General features: G+C 39.8%; 12 protein-coding genes and 1 pseudogene. 8 read left to right on the forward strand and 5 right to left on the reverse strand.

The genetic code is table 11. The annotated features are described in order from the left end of the window. A pseudogene (locus QOW94_RS08550) lies at nucleotides 1–118 on the forward strand (IS30 family transposase); the annotation flags it as partial. Nucleotides 119–717: 599 nt separating this feature from the next. Further along, nucleotides 718–1,767, forward strand: coding sequence for a PTS sugar transporter subunit IIC (locus QOW94_RS08555; protein ID WP_502867264.1), 1,050 nt, complete (start codon nucleotides 718–720; stop codon nucleotides 1,765–1,767). Here QOW94_RS08555 and QOW94_RS08560 read toward each other — a convergent pair. The 5 genes from QOW94_RS08560 to QOW94_RS08580 form a co-directional block, all read right to left on the reverse strand. Further along, complete coding sequence (locus QOW94_RS08560) at nucleotides 1,764–2,798, reverse strand: HAMP domain-containing sensor histidine kinase (protein WP_283679959.1); 1,035 nt, start codon at nucleotides 2,796–2,798, stop codon at nucleotides 1,764–1,766. The genes QOW94_RS08555 and QOW94_RS08560 overlap by 4 nt on opposite strands. After that, a complete protein-coding gene (locus QOW94_RS08565; protein ID WP_283679983.1) occupies nucleotides 2,795–3,493 on the reverse strand; it encodes a response regulator transcription factor in 699 nt (232 codons plus the stop codon). The genes QOW94_RS08560 and QOW94_RS08565 overlap by 4 nt, the downstream gene beginning before the upstream one ends. 86 nt (nucleotides 3,494–3,579) lie before the next feature. Continuing rightward, on the reverse strand, nucleotides 3,580–4,500 hold the full coding sequence (locus tag QOW94_RS08570; protein ID WP_283679960.1) for a WxL domain-containing protein: 921 nt from the start codon (nucleotides 4,498–4,500) through the stop codon (nucleotides 3,580–3,582). A 203-nt stretch (nucleotides 4,501–4,703) separates the two neighbouring features. Beyond that, on the reverse strand, nucleotides 4,704–5,222 hold the full coding sequence (locus QOW94_RS08575; RefSeq protein ID WP_283679961.1) for a QueT transporter family protein: 519 nt from the start codon (nucleotides 5,220–5,222) through the stop codon (nucleotides 4,704–4,706). A 75-nt stretch (nucleotides 5,223–5,297) separates the two neighbouring features. Next, entirely contained in the window at nucleotides 5,298–6,608 is a 1,311-nt protein-coding gene (locus QOW94_RS08580) for an NCS2 family permease (protein ID WP_283679984.1), read from the reverse strand. Nucleotides 6,609–6,823: 215 nt separating this feature from the next. On the opposite strand from QOW94_RS08580, the gene QOW94_RS08585 reads away from it, so the two are divergent. The 6 genes from QOW94_RS08585 (at nucleotide 6,824) to QOW94_RS08610 (ending at nucleotide 15,894) form a co-directional block, all read left to right on the forward strand. Continuing rightward, complete coding sequence (locus tag QOW94_RS08585; protein WP_283679962.1) at nucleotides 6,824–7,381, forward strand: SDR family oxidoreductase; 558 nt, start codon at nucleotides 6,824–6,826, stop codon at nucleotides 7,379–7,381. 19 nt (nucleotides 7,382–7,400) lie between these two features. Continuing rightward, a complete protein-coding gene (locus tag QOW94_RS08590) occupies nucleotides 7,401–7,763 on the forward strand; it encodes a hypothetical protein (RefSeq protein WP_283679963.1) in 363 nt (120 codons plus the stop codon). A gap of 143 nt (nucleotides 7,764–7,906) precedes the next feature. Next, complete coding sequence (locus tag QOW94_RS08595; protein ID WP_283679964.1) at nucleotides 7,907–9,175, forward strand: KxYKxGKxW signal peptide domain-containing protein; 1,269 nt, start codon at nucleotides 7,907–7,909, stop codon at nucleotides 9,173–9,175. Beyond that, nucleotides 9,172–11,661, forward strand: a complete 2,490-nt coding sequence (locus QOW94_RS08600; protein ID WP_283679966.1) for an LPXTG cell wall anchor domain-containing protein — start codon at nucleotides 9,172–9,174, stop codon at nucleotides 11,659–11,661. Before QOW94_RS08595 ends, QOW94_RS08600 begins: the two co-directional genes overlap by 4 nt. A gap of 218 nt (nucleotides 11,662–11,879) precedes the next feature. Then, a complete protein-coding gene (locus tag QOW94_RS08605) occupies nucleotides 11,880–14,897 on the forward strand; it encodes a fibro-slime domain-containing protein (RefSeq protein ID WP_283679967.1) in 3,018 nt (1,005 codons plus the stop codon). Nucleotides 14,898–15,012: 115 nt separating this feature from the next. After that, nucleotides 15,013–15,894, forward strand: coding sequence for a matrixin family metalloprotease (locus tag QOW94_RS08610; protein WP_283679968.1), 882 nt, complete (start codon nucleotides 15,013–15,015; stop codon nucleotides 15,892–15,894). Nucleotides 15,895–16,056: the final 162 nt, after the last annotated feature.

A 16,056-nucleotide genomic window follows, 5' to 3' on the forward strand; every position in this document is an offset into this window, starting at 1 on the left:
CATCAATGATAAAGAAATTCAGGGCTATGCCACTAAGTTGAACAAGCGTCCTCGTAAATGTCTAGGCTGGAAAACACCATATGAGTCATTCTTTAACGTTGCGTTGCACTTAATTTGACAATTCAAGGTCATAATGTTTGAAACATGAAGCGAAAATTAGTATATTATAGGTGAAAGGTGAATGACTAATCACCTGTATGGCAAACGAGGGAGAAGATGTAGATACGTTCATCACCGAGTCAACGTGCTTGGATCCGCGTAGTTTGTTAGTAACCACAGAGATTTTATAGAACGAATAACAAAAAGCGACCCAATAGGGTCAATGATTGGTCAGTACCTTTCATGCTAAGTTTGACAAAGCTCTTCGTCGTGAGACGAGGAGCTTTTGTTTTACTGCTTATATCTGGCTCTTTAAGTCTAATTACTGGTGGGATTAGTTCTAAAAGTTTCTAATTGACAAATCACCACCACTCCATTAGTATTAGTCTCAACATATTCTAAGGAGTTTTTAATTATGAAATTAATCGCAAAAACTCAATTGAATACCCGCAACTTTTGGTTCTGGTTTTTTGACAACTGATCTGTCAATGCCAGAACGTTTTCGCATGAACCTGGCCGCGCAGATCAGTAATCGACTGCGCGGGTGATAATACCTACCCATCCTCGCAGTCTCACTGGCTTCGGGGCTTTTTTATTACTAAAAATGAGGTGAAGAGAATGGATAGAATTAGACTAGATAAGAGGATTGTATTAAACACGTTGAATGGGTTATCGATGGGGATCATTATTGCTTTGATTCCCAGTGCATTACTGAATGAGTTGGTCAAGGTGTTAATGCCTTCATACCCGCAACTTTCGGTGGTGTTAACGATGACTAACCTCGCGATGGTAACCTTGCCTGCAGTTAGTGCTTTGTGTGTGGGAATGCTGGGCAAGTTTTCTCCAATTCAAACTGGAGCTTTAGTTTTAGCATCTGTGATGGGAGCTGGCAACTTTAAAATGGTAGGGGATCACTTCGTGGCTGCCGGTACAGGAGATGTTATCAACATTGCCCTTACGATTATGGTGGGTTATGTTTTAATTGCGGTTCTTGGCCAAAAATTAAAAGCGTACACCATCCTACTTGTCCCAGCGATCGTAATGTTGGTTGCTGGTGGAATTGGGATGATGACGCTTAAACCAGTTGCTAGTTTTACTAAAATATTAGGAATTGGGATCAATCAACTAACTGAGCTCCAACCGCTATTGATGGGAACATTGCTTGGTATTGTGTTTGCGTTGTTGATTGTTTCACCAGTTTCATCGGTTGGAATTGCTACGGCAATCGGTTTGACGGGCGTTGCTGCTGGGGCTGCTAACTTAGGAATCGTGGCAGCAGCGTTCTCGCTTGCTATTTATGGCTGGAAAGCTAACACCGTTGGCACTTCATTAGCTCATTTCCTCGGCTCACCTAAAATGCAAATGGCAAACCTAATGGCGAACCCCAAATTACTATTGCCAGTGATGATAAACGCTGGAATAATGGGATTCTTGGCATCGTTATTTGGAATTACGGGAACTCCAAGCAGTGCTGGCTTTGGCTTTGCGGGACTGATTGGGCCGATTGCTGCGGTAAATGGGATGGAAGAAGTGACGGTTGTTGGTTTGCTATTAATTGTTACTTTGTTTGTCATCGTCCCAGTGATTCTTGGCTTAGTATCAAATGCTCTTTTCAACCGGCAAATGAGCTATTTCCAAGCCAAGGATTTTGAACTAGATTACCGTTAGTCTTTTGGCAAACTGATTTTAAAAGTACTGCCGACACCGAGAGTGCTGGAAACACTCAGCTTTCCACCAAGTCGTTCGATAAGATCCTTGGCAATGTAGAGGCCAAGACCGTGCCCACCAGTTGTCATATTTCTTGATTCTTCGACCCGGTATAGCCGATTAAAGATTTTAGCCTGTTCGGCGTTAGGAATCCCAATGCCCTCGTCAGCAATTTTGATTATGATGTTTCCAGTTTGGATAGCGCTACTAATGTTGATTGCCGTTCCTGGTTGGGAATACTTAAACGCATTATTTACGAGATTAAAGATTACCCGAGATAACTTATTACCATCGGTTACCACTTGGTTTGCGTTATCGGCAATGTTAACGCTGATATCCCTGTTCTCACGGTCAATTTGAACCTGGAAACCAGAAAGAACGTTGATAATAAGTTTGTCTAACAGAATTGGTTCTCGTTTAATTTCGTAATGGTTTTCGTCAAACTTACTTGAACGAATATAATCTAACTCTTCAACCAGTTGATTTAGCCTAGTGGTCTGGCTGTCAATGGTTTCAAAGTAGTTTTGGTACTGGTCGGGGGAAATGACCCCATCCATAATCGCTTCAATGGTGGCCTTGATTGAAGAAATTGGCGTTTTGATATCGTGGGATAGTTGCGCAATCATCATGTCCTTTTCGCGCTCACTATCCTTTAGTTTAGAAAATGTTTGATCCAGACTAACCGTCATTTGATTAAAGTCATTGGCAAGTTCCTTAAACTCAGATGGGCTTTTGACCCCGGTAATGGGATTGAACTTGTTCTCAGCAATGTTTTTACTCAGAGCTTTGAACTTATCCAATGAGCTGAATGTTCTGTGAAGGAGCAACATTGCCACGATGATTCCAATAATACTGGCTGCCACCGTGATTTCGATAATTATGGTGGCACTTTTATTATCGATCACCATTTTGTTGACTGCCCAAATAACGGCTGTAATGGTGATTCCAATTGAAATTAGGTAGCTGAGGATGACTAGATATCTTAGTTTCATTGCGGTTCCTCCAGTTTATACCCCACACTCCAGACGGTCTTTAGGACTGGGGTCTTGTCAGTTCCCACTTTGGTAAGCTGGTTTCGAATATCGTGCACATGAACGTTCAGGGTATTGGCATCGTCAACAAAGTCTTCTTGCCAAACTAGGTCATAGAGTTCGGACTTCGAAAAAACTCGTTTTGGGTTTTGAGCTAAAACCCACAGCAAGTCGAATTCCTTGGCAGTTAGAGTTAGTGACTGGTTATTGATGGATGCCTCCCTAGCGTCGTGGTCAACAACAAGGTCGCCAATCGAAATCTGGTTTGCGTTATTGGTTTCCTTTCCACCATTGACCCGTTTCAAAATGTTGGTGATTCTTAAAACTAGTTCGCGGGGACTAAATGGTTTGGTAATATAGTCATCTGCCCCGAGGGTTAGCGAGTAAATTTTATCCTGATCCGATGTTTTTGCCGTGAAGAACAGGAATGGTTGGTCAGGATTTTTATCGATTACTTCGTTAATGAAATCGTAGCCGTCTAGTTCGGGCATCATGATGTCAGTTGCGATTAGGTCGACTGAATGGTTTTCCAACCAATCAAGGGCTTCAATTCCGTTGGTCGAAGTTTGGACGTCATAGCCAGCTCTAGTTAGGTACTTTGCGTTAATATCAGTGATTGATGGTTCATCGTCTACCAAGAGAATTGTTTGGCTCATCATTGAGCACCTCCTAAAAAAACAAGCGAAGTTATACTTTTAAAATAAGTATATCTTCGCTTGTTTAAATTCAAAGAATTTTGGCTTTAGCTTAAGTCGCTAGGAGTTCTCATTGCGTTGGCATTGGCTTTTGAGGCACTTGCGTTGGCATTGTTAGCGAGGGTAAATACCAAGTTGGCTTGGTAGGTACCAGCCTTGACGTTCTTAGCCTTGGCGAAGAGAAGTTTAACGTCTTTCTTTGAGATTTTGACCATTGCTTCGCCCTTTGCACCAGCTTTGCCAGTTAGGATTGCTTTAGCTTTACCAGTGCTTGAGTATAATTTGGCACTAGTTCCCATGGCATCCTTAGCTCCCCTAGTATTGATCGATAATCTGGCTTTTGAAAGGGTCTTACCCATCGAGTTCTTGAACGATGAGAGGGAGGCAAATAGCTTGTAGCCATTGTTGGTGTCCATTCGGTTAGCGTTGACTTTGATTGCGCCCATTGAGTTACCGTCATACGCCATCTTGCCAGCACTTGCTCCTTTATTTACCGTATAGCCCATCAAACTAGCTGTCTGGTTCATCTTTGCTAGTTTCATTTTGCTTAACCCAGTAAAGCTTAAGTTAGGAACAGCGTCCAAACGAGGACCAACCCCTGGTTGCTTTCTTGTCGTGGTATTAGTCTTGATAGTTTTGATTTTATAGGTTTTGCCCTTTTTTGTATCGGAAACCTTAACTTGGATGGTTGAGATTGCGGCTGCGGCACTCTTACCATTCCGGGGGCCGAGGTACTTAGTTCCACCTGAGTAGTAACCTGCTCCGCTCATTCCGTCGGCGATGTTGTATCCCTTATTTGAGGTGTAAGTAACTGATCCCATTGGGTCGAGTTCGTTGTGAGCGATGCCCTTGTATGTTGGAAATGAAGCAGCTGCCTTAGCGGTTTGGTTTCCCCCGGCAATACTTAGTCCAACTAATCCAGAAACTGAAGCTGCCCCAACCAATAATACTTTCTTTAAGTTCTTCATGATGATTCCTCCTAGAATGTTTTCTTTTTTTACTACGCTGAAAGAATAACACTAGGAGTTTAACTAACTTGCTGGAATTTCTTAACTATCCCTTAACTGATAATTATGAATTTATGATATTGATGAAAGAGTTGATGTATCAGTGGTTGAAGTAAATAAAAAATCCTTAATCGATTCGTTTCTGAATGATTAAGGATTTTATCTTACTTCGTTAGGTCAATTGAAAGGTTAATAAAGTAAATTACGATAGCACCAAGCGCCATTGATCCAAATTCGCTGATTGCTAGGGATGCATAGCTAGCCCAGAAGGTTGGCCAAAATGCACCACTTCCAATGAAGGCAAGTTCGAACGCAATGATGAACATGAAGAACGTTCCAATCAGAACTGATAAAACTAGTTTGGCTGGAACCGAACTGATGTGTTTGGTAACTAAGTTAATCGTCAGCAACGCAATGAAAGTTTCAAAGGTTCCGATGAGCATGTCGATTGGGCCATTAGGTGAGGTCATGTTGGAGATGAAACAACCAAGAGTAATCGCCACAACATAGCGCTTATTAAACGGAGCAAGGTTATTAAGTCCCTCCGAAAGCCGGAATTGAATGGGACCATAACTAAAGGGTGCCAAGACCATCGTCATTACGATGTAGAGTGCAGCAACAACGGCAGCCTTAACTAAATCAAGTAGGCTATCGATGCCAAATAAAGTCGTCTTAGAATTCATAAAAATTCCTTCCTTTAAGATATTCAGTTTTAAACAACCATATAACCTTACCCCAAAATTAGCGATGGGTCAAAGTTACTTTGCCTCTAGGATCCAGAGGAAGATAACGAAGATAACTGCTAGGGCGTACATCATTGGGCCAACTTCTTTACCTCGTTTGGCAGCGATCATTGTGATTGGGTAAGTAATAAAGCCAAGAGCGATACCATCGGCGATACTGTATGTGAACGGCATACCAACCAATGTGATAAAGGCTGGCGCAGCAATTTCAAACTGTTCCCAGTGAACGTTTTTAAGTGATTGAGCCATCAAAACACCGACAATAATCAGTGCAGGGGCGGTAACTTGGCTGGTAATTACAGTCAACATTGGTGAGAAGAAAGCCCCGATTACGAAGAGAATCCCGACAATGATGGTAGTAAAACCAGTCCGGCCACCAATAGCGATACCGGCTGATGATTCAACGAAAGCCCCCATTGGTGATGTACCAAGAATTGAACCGACCATCATTGTTGAAGAGTCAGCTACAAGTGCTTTACCAATGTTAGGGATTTTATTGTTTTTGATAAAGCCGGCTTGTTCAGCTAGACCAACTAAAGTTCCTGCGGTATCAAAGAAGGTAACTAACAGGAAGGTTAGGACAACAACAATTAACTGAATTGAGTTGATGTCTGGAACATGGGCGATTGCAACCCCGAAGGTTGACTTGATGCTAGGCATTGCTGAAACGATTTGGTGAGGAACTGGAATCAATCCAGTAAATAAACCAAGAAGTGAGTTTAAAACCATTCCGATGAAAATAGCACCAGGGACTCTCATACTCATTAATACTAAGGTTACAAGCAGACCAAACACAGTTAGCCATGTAGTACCCGTAAAGGCGCCAAGACCCACAAGTGAGTCCTTATTGCTGACGATGATGCCACCTTCTGATAAACCGATTAGGGCAATGAATAGACCGATACCACCACCGATTGCTGACTTGAGATCAGCTGGAATGGCATCGATGATTCTCTCTCGAACCTTAGTTGCAGTTAGGATCACGAAAATGAATGAAGCAAGGAACACGCCGGCAAGGGCAGTTTCCCAAGGAACCTTCATTCCAATACATACTGAGTAAGCAAAGAATGCGTTTTGGCCTAAACTGGCAGAAATCGCAATTGGGTAGTTAGCTAAAACGCCCATTACAAAACAACCAAAGGCTGATGCGAGGGCGGTCGCAGTGAACACGGCCCCCTTATCGATTCCTGAAGCGCCTAAAATATTAGGATTAACAAATAGAATATATACCATTGATACAAAGGTAGTGATTCCCGCTAGGGTTTCCGTTTTGAAGTTGGTTCCCCGTTCCTCAAAACCGAAAAATTTACTGATTGAATTCACAATAACAGCTCCTTAATAATAGTTCGGAAATAATAAAAAAATACCGTGATAATACTAACATTTTAAAGTTAATTATTCAATACACGAATTATATATAAGCAGCAAGGGATTTCGTTAACTAATTTGAATCCGTTTTCTTCAATTGAAATTCACTTTTTGAAATTACGGCGGTTTATGGTTAAACTTAATGTATAGTAAGATATATAAAGGAAAGTTTAATGAAAAAAATTCTATTACTTAGTAATGAATCACCGGCAGCGGTGGAGGTTGAACGCCAACTAAATACTGAGTCTCAATTTGACGTAATTAAGTTTAAGGGTGATTTTGAATCCGTTTCTGATTATCAAAAAACTATTGGTGCAGTTGACGGAGTTATTTCAGTGTTGGGGCCAAACGACGTTGATTTAGCTTTTGATGCCTTGTTTGATGCATACTATGAACTAATGCCAGCGATTGAACGGTTTATTATGGTGACGGTTTCTGGTCTTGATGATGAGGTTCAACCACCTAGGACTTATGAGGGAGTTGCTGATCAGCGGGAGTTTATCAAACAACAACGCTATGCCGCGAAGATTGTTGATGAGTCGGAAATTCCATACACGATTATTAGGGCTGGTCGACTAATTTCTAAAACAGATAGCGAATGGCAACTATTCAAGGAAAATGAGCCAATGCCTAATGGTGAGGTTAGTGATAAGGTATTAGCAAAATTCATTGTTAGTTTGGTAATCAATAATGATCACTTGAATGAATCGGTTGGAATTCTTAATAAGTAAGCGATGGGGAGGGACATGAATGACTGTAAAGTTAGATGAAGCAGAGATAGTAAATTTGAAAAAACAATTGTTTGAGGCAAACAGAGTCTCGCGGTTTGTGATTATTCAGGCAACCACGAAGTCAAATAAGACTCAAACTGAAATTGTAACTGACTATCACAATTATAAGGATATAAAAGAAGCAAACAGTGAAAACTTTGAATTCCAAATTCTGAGGGATATTCTGCCAATTACTAATAATTTGGTTTATTGGGCAGTTGCTCAGCAGAAGCTTCATCAGCTTGTTGAAGAGAACTCTCCGGATAAGGACGAAGCAATTGATGACCTTCAATATTATACCGAGAAGGTAATGGAAGAGAATAAGGTTCATACTGCTAGTTAGGCAAAAAGGCGACAACCAATAGGGTTGCCGCTTTTTTAGTAAACTTTAATAGCTTATATTTGTAACCAAATGAGCAATTAATTATAATTAAACTAGTTGTATGTAACTATTAGTTTACGTTTATTTCCAGGGGGGATTTAAAGATGGATAGATTTGAGGAAAAAGTTCCGACTCACTATCGGATGTATAAAAAGGGGAAGATGTGGCTGTTTAGCTGTGCATTTGTGCTAACACTTGGGGCTGCAGGATCGGCAACTGCGACTGCTGATACAACCAACACTAAGACTGACAATCAGCCAGCCACGTACACGATTGCTCAGCCAAATGAATCGAGTGATTCTAGTGATTCTAATGAAGCTAGTTTGGATGTAGTGGATCCGGACCAAACTCAATCACAGACGCAAGAAACAACTCAGTCTGATTCATCAGTAACTTCGACTACTGATACCGAGTCAACTGAAGCACAACCAGCTCAAACGGTAACTAACAACCAGAACGAAGCCAACGTACATACGGAAAGCAGCCAAGCTGAAGCAACCGCAAGTACTGATAACAATGTTCAGGCCACTCAACCAGCTAGTCAAGCACCAGTTCAAGCTGAACAGGCTACTAGAACAGTTGCACCAAAGGTCACAAAATCAACACCTAAATCGATCAAAGCTGTTAAGTCAACTAAGGGTGCCAAAAGTACCAAGGTAACAACTAAGCGGGTGGCTAAGCATGCGGTAAAGAGAGCGGCTGTTAAGAAGGCTAGTGTGCGAGTGCTGAAGCACACCAATAAGTTGTTTAAAGATACTCGCAATCTTATTAACAAGAAGTACATTAAGTATTATGAGATCCACGATAAGGATAGCAACCAATTTGGCCGGGTCTTAGTTAACCTGAAGGGTAGTTGGTATGAGGTTGATACTTCTAATCCAGATCAACCAGCATCCTTAATTACTGATAATAATGATTTAAATGAGATCAAAACTGCGTATGATCAAGGAAAAGTTGACTACTACGCAATGCCTACCAATCTATTGAATGAGTATTTGGGAACTACTCTGAATAAAGATGGACTTTATAAACCGATAAACGGAACCTTGTATAAGGGCTACGAAATCGTCACAACCAATAGTGATCTTAGCGCCATCAGAGATCAGTACAAAATAAGTGATGAAGTTCTGAAGGATATGGGTGTTTATAATGCCAGTTTGACTTATCATGGGCTGGAGAATTTGGTGTTACCCGTTGTTGGTAAGACTCAATACACAGCTACAAAGGTAAATGGTGATAGTCAAAAACGGACGATTCTTATTAAGAATGAAAATGATAAAAAAGGCGTTGTCTATGTTCAAGATAAAAACGGAAACTTTGTGACTGATAAGTCAATTCAGAAAGAATATGACTCAGGTGCAAAAATGTTTTGACGGATGAATATATGCCAGTAAGCAGTAGTGATCCTAAAGCTGTTACTTTGGATAGCATCTACAAAAAATATTCTGATGATATTGTTGATTATGTAAATAGTACTGGTAAAATTGGTGATTTATATGATTTAAATGGTACCAGTACTGGGTACATGGTGTACTTTGACCCCAAAAACCCAATTACTGATGGTCGAGTTAGCGCGGCAAATAAACAGTACGTTAAAACAATCGAGAATCCAAATGATCCAAATAAAAAAGAAGCAGTTTCATACGTTACCCCAAGTGATGCAAGTTATAATGATCCACAAACTAAAAAGTATGCTGTTGCTGTAATTGATGGTGTTTACTACTTAGTTAAAGGCAATCAACTGGTCGCTCTGAAGCAGGGAGATAAAACTACTGGTAAAGACTACGATACGGTTTTAGGGGCTATCAAAGACGGGAAGCTTACTGCGGATGAAACGGTGAGTGTTAATAAGGTAGTCACAAAAGATACCAGTGGCAATGATATTCAAAAAGGATTAAAGAAAGCTGTCGATAGTAATCAAAGGGCATTTAAAGTTAATGGTGAATGGTATTTAGCAGTTACCCAGAATGAGTTAACTGGTAAAGACAAAATCAGTGGGGATGCAATTACTTATAAAAAGATATCTGAACCGCTCCAACAGACTGGAGCTACCAAGGATGATAAAGGGCGACTTCCTGTTATTCAGGATGGCTATTTAATTCCTGATCAAAAGGACGGCACAATGGGATTAATTAACACCGTCAATCCAGGATTCAACGTAACGATTTCTGACTTTACGACTACTCCTGATGAGTCCAGAGAAACTTATGAATCAGGAATTAATAATGGTCACGCAATTGTTTTCTCACACGGAAACGGAGCTGAATCAAAACAAGCGTATAATCAATATAGTTCTGCTAACGATGGTGCTTATAAGAATATTGTTCAAAAGAAGCTGGGCCTCGATGGCTACCCAGTGACAAACCCATTATATGCAGAAAACTCAACGGTTCCTGAAAATGAACGGCCAGTCGGGTATTTAAAGACATCTGCTAGTGTCGGGGATTATCCTGATGGTCAATCACTTGATTACTTATTCAATAACCAAAGTTCAAACTATTCTGATAAGTATGAATTAACACCTGACAATGCTAAGCTATTTATTTCTGATGGTAATGGCGGCTACATGTTTGATAGTTCCAAGTATTATGCCCAATATAATAAAGAGATAGGTAAAATTCTGGTTTATAACAAAGCGGATACTATGGTGAATGGAAAGGGACAATTCTTCCCATTAGGAGATCCAAATTCTGCCTTTAATATTAAGCCAGGGGTATCTTTACCAACAAAAATGAATCAAACAGTTAGTTTCGGCAAAGACAAGGACGTTCAAACAACAAATTATGCCGTTAATGGAGCTAAAAATGATCATTACTTTGGGGTGAAAATGTCAACTGGATTCACAATTCCACCTTATGGAAAGGTAAATGGCAAGGTCGATGGCAAGGATATGACATTTTCCTTCAGTGGGGATGATGATTTCTGGCTATATATTGATGATAATTTGGTCCTTGACCTAGGTGGTATTCATAGTGCGATTTCCGGTAAAATTAATTTTGCGACAGGTGAAGTAACTACCACTAATAGAAAAGGAGAACAATATACGACGAGTTTGGATGACATTCTTGGTGCTGGGGCAAAAGATAATAAAGGGAATGACGTCGATCTCAAACCAAGTGCATCGTATAGCGGGACTCATACATTAAGCCTATTCTACTTGGAACGAGGTAATTACCAATCGAACCTTAAGTTGGAGTTCAACCTTGATACGACACAGAGCTATTACGCAGTGCCAGTTTCTGAGTTTGGAACTCAACCTGCTATAAGCCCTTACCCAATCTTTATGTACGGAGTAAGATCTAATTACTACTCAACACCAACTCAAAGCTATGCACTAGGAGTTCAACAACGGTATGGTGTTGATGCTGAAACGCCAGGTGGTGGCGTTCCACCAGAAACTCCAAACAACAACGTCCCACCACTAACACCACCAACGGATACTCCTAAGGTACCAGGTGAGGATGTTCCACCTTTAACCCCACCAACGGATACTCCTAAAGAGCCGGGTGAGGATGTCCCACCAACAGATACTCCTAAGGAACCTGGCGAGGATGTTCCAAAGACTCCAGGAGATTCAAAGACACCTGGCGACAATGGTGAAACTCCTTCTAGAGGTAATATTCCAGGCCAAAACGTTTCTGGAGTTACCAAAACTAGTTCGAATATGGCAACTTCAACTCCTACCCAAATGGTGGTTGCAAAGAGTTCAATGGTACCTGGTGTTGGTAGTGAAGCAGAACAAGCTAAATTGCCACAAACAGGTGACAAAAAGAATGTGGCAACTACGATTGTTGGAGCAATTATGTTAGGAATTTCACTCTTTGGTCTTGGAAAGATCTTTAAGAGACGAGAGAACTAATAGTTACAATTAATTAAATATAGATTAGACGAAAACTACCTATGACAATTTGAATTGCCATGGGTGGTTTTTTGTTTTTAGTAAAAACATTTAGTTATCCGACAGTTATGGGTAAAGTGTTGTTCAATTACTAAACAGTTTTGAAATATAATACACAGTGTAGTCATAATAATTACTATGTAATGTAACATTAAATATATTGGGAGGAATTAGGGGTAATGAACAACAAGTCTAATCGAGTACCATCACGTTTTAAAATGTATAAGAAGGGGAAAATGTGGCTATTTGGCTGTGCCTTCATTCTGACGATCGGTGGGGCCAGTTCCGTTTCTGCGAGCGAAGTAAAGTCAGATCAAGTTAACGAAAGTGCACAAGCGGAAATTTATTCAATTTCCAAGGCTGATAGTGAAAATGCAGAAGTTCAGACTCAGACTCAGACACAAAATACTGAACAAATTGTAGAATCTAAAAAGCAAGTAGAAGATTCCGTACATACACCAAGCTATGTTGCAAAAAGCGAAAGCAAGCCAGCTAAAGTTCAAAGTGACGATGATATAGATGCAGCAATTGAGAGTGGTGTTCAAAAGACCCGTAAAGTTGAATATCATCAAGCAAATTCACAAACCGCAACAAATACTAATAGCGAAGTTAAAAAAGCAGGAACAGCACTAAGTGTACAATCTCCCAAGAGTGATAAAACACCTAATGCTGATTCTGCTAAGAAAGATAATGAAAGTTTCGCAAATCGATACGATAAGGATGATCAAAGTAAGAGCTACCTTGATTACGACAAGTTACCAGATGCTGTGAAGAACGAAGCTAACAGTAGTAAATACGGGAGAATTGTCTTTAAATCAGCTGACGGTAAATATATGGAATATGATAAGAAAACGGGTAAGACTTCTATAATCAATGAGAAGCAAGTTCAAGAAATAAACAATGCAGCCAAAGCTGGTCATGTAGATACGTATTTCCTTGGTGATATGGCTAAAATTAAAGATACTGTTGACAAAAAGCAAGATAATGTTGGCGGTTATCGAATAGTTCACTTTAAAAATGAGGCCGAATTAGAAGCATTTGCAAAAGATCATGGACTTGATTCAGCACAATTGAAAAACGTTGGCTATGTTTTTGTTCCTACGCCAACAGAAAAAGATTTAAAGGCAATGGCAACTCAGGCAGAATCAGTAATTAAAAATGATTTGACCGCTGTTGATAAGCCTTTATCATATACAGACCAGAATGGTAATGTGTTTACCTATAAGGTTAAGCTGACTAACAAAGATGATAAAAACGCATCATTTTCAATTACACTGGATGATGAGTTCAACTACGGTAAAGCTGGTCAGTTAGCAAATACTATTACGGTTTTCAAAGACGGAGATACATGTTATACGGTTACCAAGGAAGCCGGCCAAAAAACTAAAATAGACAAACTAGATCCAAAGAATGCCGCTGATAAAAAAATCATTGATATGATTAACAATCCAAATAATGATAATGTAAACAGCGATTCATCCAATGAAGTATATAAGGGTGAAGATGCCGCTGAACTCATTAAAGCTGCTCTCGATGCTGGCGATAACTATTTTATCGGTAGTGATGGAAATGTGTATACAATTCAGAACGTTACGGATGAGACAGGGTTAAAAGAAGGAACTGGTTTCTATTTTGATTCGGAAAACACAGTCACGACAACACCGACTAAAAATAATGGTAGTATCTTAGAGAATACTGATAATGCCGGATTTACGATTAATATCAATGACTATACGATTAAAAATGATGGTAATGGTCACGATCTTGAACCATCTGGATCATACGAAGGAATTAATGCGCACCACGCTTTGCAGTTTACTCACGGTGAGCATTATCGAGGGGAAGGAAATTCAAGTTCTGCTCAGGTTACCACTGGAATTGTAGGCTCTGATTTAGTAGATGGTTTCCCTGTTTTAAACCCTAAAGGACCTATCAATTCTTCAGAATCACTTAAATATTTATTCGAAAACAGTTCTGATAGTGATAGTGTCAAACATTATAAGGTGTCAAATGGGGGCTTATTCTCTGTAGATGAGAACGGTAACTACAAGTTTAACAGTGCTAACAATTTTGCTAGTTTTAATAAAAAGACTGGCACGATTACCATTGATAGTAAGCCTGGAGTTGTAATTGATGGTAAGAGTGGTCAATTCTTCCCATTTGCAGATGATATGGAAGCTCACAATGGTAGTTTTGATGCTAACAGTGTTGGTGACACTGCTAAGAATTTGGACCATTACTTTGTGATGAGTATGAAGGGCAAATATGTTATGCCAGAAGGTGGAAATGTTACTGGAGCTGATGGTAAAAAGGTGCCAATGACATTTACGTTTAGTGGTGATGATGACTTTTGGCTGTACATTGATGGCCATTTGGCACTTGATCTTGGCGGAATTCACGGAATTCAAAAAGGGACAATTGATTTTGCGACTGGTACCGTCACAGTTAATGGTAAGGTAACAACCTTGAGTAAGGATTTGCTTAAAGCTGGATCACACGATATGAGTGTGTTCTATCTGGAAAGGGGTAATTATCAATCAAACCTTTCATTGCAGTTTAACCTGCAAACCCAAAAATATTACTATGGAACTAAAGCTGATAAGAGCTTTAGCTATGATAACCAAGTACAAAAATATAAACTTGAGACTCCATCAACTACCGATAGTTATGTCGCCGTTCAGGATAGATACGGAGTTGAAGTTGTAACGCCGGCTCCAGTAAATCCAGGAGATAACACCCCAGGAAACCATGGTGATACACCAACACCAGATACGCCAACAGATACACCAGATATTCCTGGTACACCGGAAACCCCAAGTACTCCAAACACTCCTGACGAGCCACATAACCCGGTAACCCCAAATACACCTAATATCCCGGACCAACCACATAATCCATCGACACCAAATATTCCGAATGGACCAGAAAAAGTGGTTGCAGTTCCTGATGAACCACATAATCCTAGTTCACAAGTTGGTACGCCAATTAATTCGGACGTAACTACTGGAGAAGAAAACCAGAACCCAATGCCTCAGCCGGTATCTGCAACTAATGATTTTGTGAATAACGATCAGTCTAAATTACCCCAAACGGGTGACCAACATAGCTCATTATCATCAATTGTTGGGATTATCTTGTTAGGACTATCAGTTTTTGGTCTTTTAAGTATGTTTAAAAAGAGAAATATAAAAGAATAATATTAAAAAGTCTTCCAAATTTTGGAAGACTTTTTACTTTAATGACAACTATTCTTGCCCGGACCATTGTTTTTTCATAGAATTAAGAGGTAATTAAGGACTGGGGGAGCACCTTATGAAAGCAAAGAAGATAGTCGCACCGGTAATTTTGGGAATACTGGTAACAGGAATTAGTGGTTTTTGGTTTGAAGTCAAGATTGCAAAAGCTGATGATATTAAGCCGACATCAGCGTTATTGACGAAAGGAAACTCATTTTATCTTCAGAATAAACAATCACTCGCGGATAAATACTTACTTAACTACGCCTCAATGAATGGTTTAGACAATAAGGGCAAAGTATATATTTACGATGTCACTAAAAATAAGGAACTCCGAAAGAGTTTGGATTTGGCAATGGACTATTGGAATAGCAAGCTGGGTACCAAGGTGTTTTTACTGGGAACAAATAAACACCATACCATAAAGTTTTCGGTTTCTAATTCAAAAGTTACGAGTACTGATCGGAGTGATGCATGGTGGTCGCCTTCAAGAAAGGAAATCCAAATTCGGAGCTCATATTTTGTTAGTGCGCCAAAGCGAATGGCAAGGCTGGTTTTACAGAAGAGTATTGAAACAGAAACTGCACGAGATAATCGGTTGATTGATTCATTTCGTGCTAAAAATGTTGATACTAATAAGTTGTCCAAGTATCGGAATGATTTAGTCAAAAAGACGGAAAAAGAGATTAAACTTCAGAAAAGGGTAATTGATAAGGAAAATCTTGATGTAAAAGCTCGACGATTTGAATATGCCAGTACTTTAACCCACGAAATGGGCCACATGTTAGGGCTGAATCATTCCCCTAACAAAAACGATGCAATGTATTGGGCAAACGATGTCCCAGAAATTTATGTATATAGTAAGTTGAAGGCCAGCAAAAATGGCTTTAATCCGTTAACCTCAACGGATGTTAACCGGGCTAAGTTAAGTTTGCAGGTTTATAAAGCAACTCACTAATAAATAAAGGCTAACCTCATTTTGGAGTTGGCCTTTTTTGGTTAATTCTATTTTTGGGGAACATAAGGTGATAATTAAGCGAAGTTAATCCCACTGCCAACGATGAATAACTAACCAGTAATGTAATCAGATTTAGAATCTAAACACTGGATTTAAAGTTCA

The sequence above is a fragment of the Lentilactobacillus sp. Marseille-Q4993 genome, from assembly GCF_951230165.1.
GTDB lineage: Bacteria > Bacillota > Bacilli > Lactobacillales > Lactobacillaceae > Lentilactobacillus.

Bases quoted from the DNA above. Each gene is read 5' to 3' on its own strand.
- QOW94_RS08555 (WP_502867264.1), top strand. From the start codon at position 718: ATGGATAGAATTAGACTAGATAAGAGGATTGTATTAAACACGTTGAAT.
- QOW94_RS08560 (WP_283679959.1), bottom strand. From the start codon at position 2,798: ATGAAACTAAGATATCTAGTCATCCTCAGCTACCTAATTTCAATTGGA.
- QOW94_RS08565 (WP_283679983.1), bottom strand. From the start codon at position 3,493: ATGAGCCAAACAATTCTCTTGGTAGACGATGAACCATCAATCACTGAT.
- QOW94_RS08570 (WP_283679960.1), bottom strand. From the start codon at position 4,500: ATGAAGAACTTAAAGAAAGTATTATTGGTTGGGGCAGCTTCAGTTTCT.
- QOW94_RS08575 (WP_283679961.1), bottom strand. From the start codon at position 5,222: ATGAATTCTAAGACGACTTTATTTGGCATCGATAGCCTACTTGATTTA.
- QOW94_RS08585 (WP_283679962.1), top strand. From the start codon at position 6,824: ATGAAAAAAATTCTATTACTTAGTAATGAATCACCGGCAGCGGTGGAG.
- QOW94_RS08590 (WP_283679963.1), top strand. From the start codon at position 7,401: ATGACTGTAAAGTTAGATGAAGCAGAGATAGTAAATTTGAAAAAACAA.
- QOW94_RS08595 (WP_283679964.1), top strand. From the start codon at position 7,907: ATGGATAGATTTGAGGAAAAAGTTCCGACTCACTATCGGATGTATAAA.
- QOW94_RS08605 (WP_283679967.1), top strand. From the start codon at position 11,880: ATGAACAACAAGTCTAATCGAGTACCATCACGTTTTAAAATGTATAAG.
- QOW94_RS08610 (WP_283679968.1), top strand. From the start codon at position 15,013: ATGAAAGCAAAGAAGATAGTCGCACCGGTAATTTTGGGAATACTGGTA.